This window comes from Granulicella aggregans, from assembly GCF_014203275.1.
In the GTDB taxonomy this organism is placed as follows: domain Bacteria; phylum Acidobacteriota; class Terriglobia; order Terriglobales; family Acidobacteriaceae; genus Edaphobacter.
Genome location: NZ_JACHIP010000057.1, coordinates 1 through 7216, shown reverse-complemented (window position 1 = coordinate 7216; position 7216 = coordinate 1). Strand labels below are relative to the sequence as shown.

The window sequence follows — 7216 nt, the reverse complement described above, 5'->3', positions numbered from 1 at the left end:
GGCCTTCTGCTCCGCAGAAAGCCCATACCGTCTTCCTTGTCTCATCAACACCACCTCCAAATCAGATAGTGTTGCATCGACCGGTTGAGACCGCCATCCCTTAGGGGAAGACTGCGGGAAAAGAACCAGCGGATTGAATCGGGCTTATTTATCATCGGCACATGAAGATGCCTTTGGTCTCTGACGCCTCGGGCTGATCGTCATCGCCGTTGAAACAAAATCACACTGTTTCCGGCTGTAACGATAGGTTCCCCTGACGGTAGAAAGTCGAGAGCGTGACCTACACGTTGCTCAGGTAGTGTCTGATGACCGAGAATTTGTCCACTCTCGGGGTCCAGCTTAACCAGCCATCCTGGAGCTCCGGCATCTTCGCCCATGGAACTCATGCTCACCCATAACGCTCCGCGGTCAAGTCTAAGCGCATAACACCTTCCAAGTTGGTCGATCTCTCCTAAGAACCTTCCGTTCAGGTCGAACTTCTCGATGCGTCCGTTCTCTCGATCAGCCACATAGATCGTGCCGTGCTGACTAATCTGAATCGCATGTGGCAGATGGAACTCGGCAGGCCCTGTACCAGGGTGCCCCCATTGACGGACTCTATTACCATCGGCTGTGTACTCCAGAATGCGGGCGTTACCATAGCCGTCCGTGATGAACATGTGCCCATTCGAGGTGAAGGCGAGATCTGTGACTCCACGAAAAGGGCTGCCGTTATCGGGCACCGGCTCGACAGCAATCGTAAGGAGTTTTTTGCCAGATGAAGAGTACTTTATCAACTTGGAAGCACCCGCATCGACAGCCCACACATTCCCTGAAGGATCGAGCCGGAGACTGTGGGGCAGGATGAAGTCGCCCTTTCCCCAAGAACGAAGAAGGTAGCCATGCTTGTCAAAGACTAAAATAGGATCAGCTTTCCTCCCTCGCTGGATGACGTACACACTCCCGTTTGCGTCGACCGCTACACCGGACACGGGGCCAAGCTCCCAATCGGGAGACGGGGCATGCAAAGGAAGTCGCGTCTCTGTGAGTGGCAGTGTTGGTGAGGTCTCGATTCGTCTGGCAAGCGCTGCGTCAGAAAGCTGCGGAGATTGAGTTATCCCCGAAGGGACCACGCTTAAACACACGAAAAGGCAGCAAACTTGTTGCCAGTGAAATTGCATGTGCCCCCTAATGAGAGGATAGCCGATTGTTCTCGGGAGTCGCAGTGTGTGTTGTACGTTCTGAAACCACCGTTTCAAGATGGTACGGGGGACTTTCGGAGCAGGCCGCTAAGCAACCATCCGGGGTTCATTCCGCTCGCAACATCTCCACCGGATCGACTTGGGCTGCCCGTAGAGCCGGAAGAGATGCGGCGACAAGAAAGACGATGACCAGTAAGCAGCCGGAGACGACGATGGATGCCGGATCGAACATCTTCACTCCGTATAGAAACGAACGCACGGCATACCCCGTAGCACACGCACCCGCGATGCCGGGAATCAGACCGATCAATGTCATGATTCCAGCCTGACGCATAATGAGCCCTGCGGCCTTGCCTCGGGTGGAACCAAGCGCCATGCGGATCCCGATATCGCGACGGCGCAGGGCCACTGAATAGGCCAATACACCGTAAATCCCTACGGCGGACAGCAGCAACGCAATCACGCCAAACCCTGCCACCAGTCGCAGGGCCAACCGCCTCTGGTCAAGCGACTGAGCGATCGCGTCTTCCATCGGCTGTAGATTCATCTGCACCATGCTGGGCGCTTCCTTGGCAACCGTGGCGCGCAGCTCCGACGCCATCACGGCAGGAGCCAGCGGAGAGCGTATGGCATACTGTGCCGTCATACTGAACACCGCACTCAGAAACGAACTCCCTGGCAGCTTCATGTAGTCGAGATAAACCATTGGCTGGTGCGGAGCCCCGAGATCACCTCCCTGTATCTCGTTCTCGACCACGCCAATAATCGTCATCGGCTGGCTGAAAGGAATATCCGCGTCTGTCTCCCCAGGATTGCGATGGAATCGCACGCTTGCGCCGATGGGATGCTGGCCTACAAGGTACTTTTTCACGAAGGTCTCATTTACCAGAATCAGCATGGCGGGGCTGGCCGCGTCCTGTGGCACGAAGTCGCGCCCCTGTAACAGACGGATTCCGCTTGCCCGGACAAAGTTCGAACTGACCATGCTGTAGTTGGCGGCATCGCCCTCGTGATACGCTCGCCCGGAGACCTCTGAGGTTCCATTGAGCACAACGTTGTAGTTGGAAAAAGGGATATCGGTTTGCATGGCCACCGATTGCACGCCAGGGAGCGTCTCAAACCGCTGCAACAGCCGTGTCTCGATCTCGCGCGACCGCTCGGGATCCTGGTTCTGCTGTTCAGGCATCAGGATCAGCGTCGTCACATTGCGGGGATCGAATCCTAGATTTACATGTTCGAGCGACCGCAAGGTACGCACAAAGAGGCCACTCACCACCAGAAGCACGCAAGTCAGCGCAACCTGGATTGCGACCAGGACTCCAGCAAGCCGGGATGTGCGTGAAGCATTCCTGCTATTGACCGGTGCCGTTGTCTGTCGACGGATGCTGAAGAGAGGTGCAATGGACGCGAGCACTCCCACAAGGATGGCGAGCAGGCCAGTGCTCACCAAAACAATGGGATGAATCGACAACTCGTCGAAGCGCGAATATTGCATGCGATAAGCGTTCCGCAGCACTTGGATGGCGACATAGGACAATGCTGCTCCCAGCGTCGCCCCAAGCAGAGAGACCAGGATGCTCTCCGTAACGAGTTGCTGGAGCAGTCGACCAAAGCTGGCACCCAGTGCGGAGCGCGTCGTCATCTCCTGCATACGGCTGGTCGCCCGACCGATCTGAAGATTGGCCGCGTTGGCGCACGCGATCAGCAGCAACACCCCGACACCCCCCAGCAGAGTCAACAGAGGACGCTGGAGATCGCTGACCACTAGGTCCTGATACGAGCGCATTGCCAGACGTTTTCCCTGCTCCGCGTTCGAGCGGTCGGCGTGGGAGAATACGTTCTGCGCGTCTTCCCGGGCCTGCTTTGGCGAAATGCCGGGTTTGAGTCTTGCAACCGCCAAAGCTGAGTCAAGCTTGAAGTCGTCTTGTCCTGAAGCATTAATAGATACTGGAAGATAAACGATCTGCCCACCTGTTCCCTGAGGAACGTGAACTCCTGCGGGCAGCACTCCGATCACTGTCTGGTCCTGGCCCGAGACCTTTATCGTCGCCCCCACTGCCTTCGGATCAGCGTGTAGCCGTTCACGCCAGAACTCGTCGGTGACGACAGCCACAGCCGCCCTGGCATCGCCGGGGCCGATCAGGCGCCCGAGCTTTGCTTGCACGCCGAAGGTAGCGAAAAACTCGGGCGTCGCTACTGTCAGCACCGAGATACTCGTTCCGTCTGAGGCGGTCACTGGCCGCGCCATGGTGTTGTATCCGGTCAAGCTAGAAAAAGAATGCGCGTTCCGCTGCAGTTCCTCGATTGCTTTGTACGACAAGGCTATCTGCGATGCATTGAATCCGCCCGGACCGTCTTCACTGTACATCTGCACTAATTGCTCGGAATGGGGAAGAGCGACCGGTCGTATCAGAATCGATTCGACGATGGCAGACATGGTTGTGACCGAACCCAGCCCCAATACGAGGGTACAGAGAAGGGCTACGGTGTAGGCCGGTGCCCCGCTCAGACTACGCACTGCATACCGAAGATCTTGCAACATTCGCTCAAGCCAGAGTCCGCCCCAAATTTCGCGGGACTGCTCCGCTGCAAGCAGCACATTGCCGAACTTCTTCCGGGCCGCCTGTCTTGCAGCCTCAGGCGGCATACCAGCTTCGATGTTTTCCTTGGTCTGGATGTCGATGTGTGCCTCGAACTCCTGAAACAACTGCTTTCTGCGTCTTTTCCAGTCGAACATGATCGAGTTCTCCTACAAGGGAGTTTTTTCGGCCGCAGGAGCCAGGATGCGTGTTATCGCGTCTGACAACTTCTGCCACTTTGAAGCTTCAACGACGAGCTGCTTACGGCCCTTTGCGGTCAGGCGATAGAACCTGGCCTTGCGGTTGTTCTCTGAAATTCCGTCCTCGGCGACGATGAAGCCCAGTTTTAGCAGACGCTGCAGTGCCGGATACAGGGAGCCGTGACCCACCTGCAACGCTTCCCCGGAGCGACGCTCAATGGAGTTTGCGATGGCGTGGCCATGAAGTTGGCCGGGGGCTACAGTCTGTAGGATCAGCAGATCCAATGTGCCCTGCATGAGTTCGAGTTGGCTGTCCGTTCTTCGGGTCGACACTCGACCTGAGCTTAGATCGGATTCTGGTCGGATGTCAAGGGGAGCGGCATTCCAGCTCAGGGCTGACTTGCGATTCGCCAAGCCTTGTTCGTTGGTTTCGAGTCATCTCAGGCAGCGGGTTAATGCCGCCGGGCGCTGGCAGCTGGGATCAAGACCGAGATTGGTTGCCACACCTTCCGGGCCACGGGCATCACCGCGTACTTCAAGAATGGTGGCCGGTTGGAGATCGCCCAGCAGCTGGCAGCCCCTGAGTCGGCACGGACCACTGGGCTTTACGAGCGAAGGAGCGACGAGATCTCGCTCGATGAGGTCGAGCGGATCGGCATCTGATTGGCTGCCGCTTGAGTTCTTAGCCTACTTTTTGCGCGAGGGCGATGGTGGCGATGTTGAGCGAGTTGGCGATGGACTACCTCATCTTTACCCCCCACGAGAATGAGTTCGGGAATCTTCAACGCAGCACCTGAGAGGCTGATCGTATCGAGGTTAAATGGCGAAACTTGCCCTCCGTGTGAGACAATTGCTGCTTCGATGCGGTCAGGGGCAAAACCAACAAGCCTGCCCGCAAGCGCTCCGGCTCCCGAGAAACCAAGAACGATAAGAGGAGCAGTCTTGAGTTCCGGATGATCCGTTATAACGGACAATTGATCCACAGCCGCCAATAAGGCTCGGCCAAGGCCTCGATTCGGGTCGACGTCTATGTCTCCATGATCCTTCGCAGGGCACCCCATTGGCATGAGCAGCGCTAAGTCGTGCTCTCTTGCGAAAGCAGTGATCTCAGGTTCCTCGTAAAAATGTTGCAGCTCCGGCCCCCGCTCGAAGACCACAAACAATCCATGGATTCGTTTGTTTTCGGACAAGATTCGCAGCTCGTATTCGCATGGGTTAGCGACATCCTCGCCTGATTTTGGAGCTACGATTGTGTGAAAAGAGATTACTGCACTTTGGGCTAAGCATTCCGACAGGTTTACAGCCGCGATCAGGAATATAAACGTGGGAAACATCACACGCCCAACATAACAAGTGCCTATTCTCCACAATTGAGACAATTCGTTCTCCTCCCCCCGATGACAGCTACCGGTGATCCTAGCTCAATCTTTCTGGGCGGGTTCAAAGTTGAGTGGCACACGTTGAGCCGCTGGTTTGCGAACGTTGAAATCAAGGTACGTCTGTTCGTGGCCTTCCGGGTGCTGCTCCCGCCACAGCACCAGCAGAAGCGGCGGAAACTCCGTAAGGACAACCTTCGTCCGGTGGACTTTAGCGTGACATCCGCACAGAGAGCGATCATCAGATGCAGCACAGACTTGCCCGGTTCCCGATGATGCACTCCCGGATGGGGATCACCCCACACCCTACAAGCGTATCCATCGCGCTCTAAGACCTGCTCTCGCAGGCCGCCGAAATCCTCGACGTCCTGCCGTTTCAGCGTTTAGCAGGTCGCGCAGAGGCCCAGGGCGAGGATCTTCTCCTTCCCGCAGGGACAACAAATCGCGGTCTGGGCGCCATTCTTCAAAGGCCTACTCCTTCGTCTTCAGCTTGGAGTCGTTTTCGCGGATGAACGCCTCGATCTCCGGCGCACTCGCCAGGATGCGGAGCCATTGTTCCTTGTAGAGTGTGACCGGAAAGCGCCCCATGCCGTACAGGGAGAGCCCGCCTTTCTCGCTCACCTTCAAAGTGAGGCCGCCCTTGTCTTTGCTCTTGAGCTGGGCATTCTCAGCCCGCAGGCGCTCCAGCTCCGCTTGCATCTCCGATTCACTCATCGTTTCCTTCCTCCGATAGTTCCCAACTTTATGTCTACGTCGATCCAGCCCAGCTTCCACGATTCCGTTCGGTGCTCATCGAACGGGATTCCATTCACACGGGCATCCCCGCCAATGTCGTAGAGGGTTCCCCACGTCTCCGTGAACGCCTCTTCCGTTCCCTCTGCGATAAGCCGGTTTCGGCGGGCACTCTCAAACAGCTCCGTGTTGGCGTCCTCCCACCCCACACGCCAGCAATGAGTCGCTGTCAGAGATTCCGAGGCGTCTGCAAACCGAGCTGCGTAGCCGGCCTCGTACTCGGCAGGAACCCATTCCTTCAGCTCTGGACTCACAAAACTCCTACTCGCGTTGTTCTCTGAATTCAGCATGTGCCCTCCGCATTCTGCTTCCCTTCCCTGCTCACGATTCATTTTGCAAGCTTCCCGGCACGGCGCTTTTTGACCGGCACGTACCGATATAGCGTATCCCGGCTGATACTGAACTCACGAGCAAGCGCAGCCTTCGAGCCGCCATCGGCAACTCGCCGCCGCAACTCGGCCGCCCGCGCGGGTGTCAGAGATGGCTTCCTACCGCTGTACTTCCCTTCCCTCTTTGCGATCGCAATTCCCTCACGCTGGCGTTCACGGATCAATTCTCTTTCGAACTGAGCAAACGCCCCCATGACACTCAGCAGCAGATTCGACATGGGCGAATCCTCGCCGGTGAAGGTCAGGTTTTCTTTCACAAAGACGATATGGATGCCCCGCTCAGTAAGCCCCAGCACAATCTTCCGCAGATCGTCGAGGTTGCGGGCCAGCCGGTCCATCGAGTGACAGAACACCGTGTCTCCCTCACGGACGAAGCACTGCATGGCCTCCAATTGGGGCCGTTTCGCATCCTTGCCGGAGGCTTTGTCGGTGAAGGTTTTGTCCAGGGCCAACCCTTCGAGCTGGCGGACCTCGTTTTGATCCAGGGAGCTGACGCGCAGGTAGCCGACCTGGTGGCCTTTGGACGGCTTGCGCGTTCGCACGGGCCGACGTGTCCGAATAGGCTCTTTGACCTTCGTCATTACCTGTACGATAAATCAAAAAGCTGTGATCTTCAGAGCTAAGTGGCGGGCTTTCTTCACCGCTATGTGGCGCGATCACGAGGGCGAAATAGAGTGCGCCCGTATCCTCTGTCATCAC

The 7216-nt window shown here is 57.0% G+C and carries 7 protein-coding genes; all 7 read right to left on the bottom strand.

Going from position 1 to position 7216, the window contains the following annotated elements:
- Positions 1-200: 200 nt before the first annotated feature.
- On the bottom strand, positions 201-971 hold the full coding sequence (locus HDF16_RS31750) for a 6-bladed beta-propeller (protein WP_184224560.1): 771 nt from the start codon (positions 969-971) through the stop codon (positions 201-203).
- 316 nt (positions 972-1287) lie between these two features.
- The gene (locus HDF16_RS29840) at positions 1288-3918 is read right to left on the bottom strand and encodes an ADOP family duplicated permease (protein ID WP_184224558.1); all 2631 of its coding nucleotides are present in this window, start codon (positions 3916-3918) and stop codon (positions 1288-1290) included.
- Between the two features lie 12 nt (positions 3919-3930).
- Positions 3931-4293, bottom strand: coding sequence for a PadR family transcriptional regulator (locus HDF16_RS29835; RefSeq protein WP_184224556.1), 363 nt, complete (start codon positions 4291-4293; stop codon positions 3931-3933).
- A gap of 272 nt (positions 4294-4565) precedes the next feature.
- Complete coding sequence (locus HDF16_RS29830) at positions 4566-5294, bottom strand: alpha/beta hydrolase family protein (RefSeq protein ID WP_184224554.1); 729 nt, start codon at positions 5292-5294, stop codon at positions 4566-4568.
- 513 nt (positions 5295-5807) lie between these two features.
- Positions 5808-6050: a hypothetical protein gene (locus tag HDF16_RS29825; protein ID WP_184224552.1), complete on the bottom strand. Its 243-nt coding sequence runs from the start codon at positions 6048-6050 to the stop codon at positions 5808-5810.
- Positions 6047-6418, bottom strand: coding sequence for a hypothetical protein (locus HDF16_RS29820; protein ID WP_184224550.1), 372 nt, complete (start codon positions 6416-6418; stop codon positions 6047-6049). Before HDF16_RS29820 ends, HDF16_RS29825 begins: the two co-directional genes overlap by 4 nt.
- A 38-nt stretch (positions 6419-6456) precedes the next feature.
- Positions 6457-7059, bottom strand: a complete 603-nt coding sequence (locus tag HDF16_RS29815; RefSeq protein ID WP_432432308.1) for a recombinase family protein — start codon at positions 7057-7059, stop codon at positions 6457-6459.
- Positions 7060-7216: the final 157 nt, after the last annotated feature.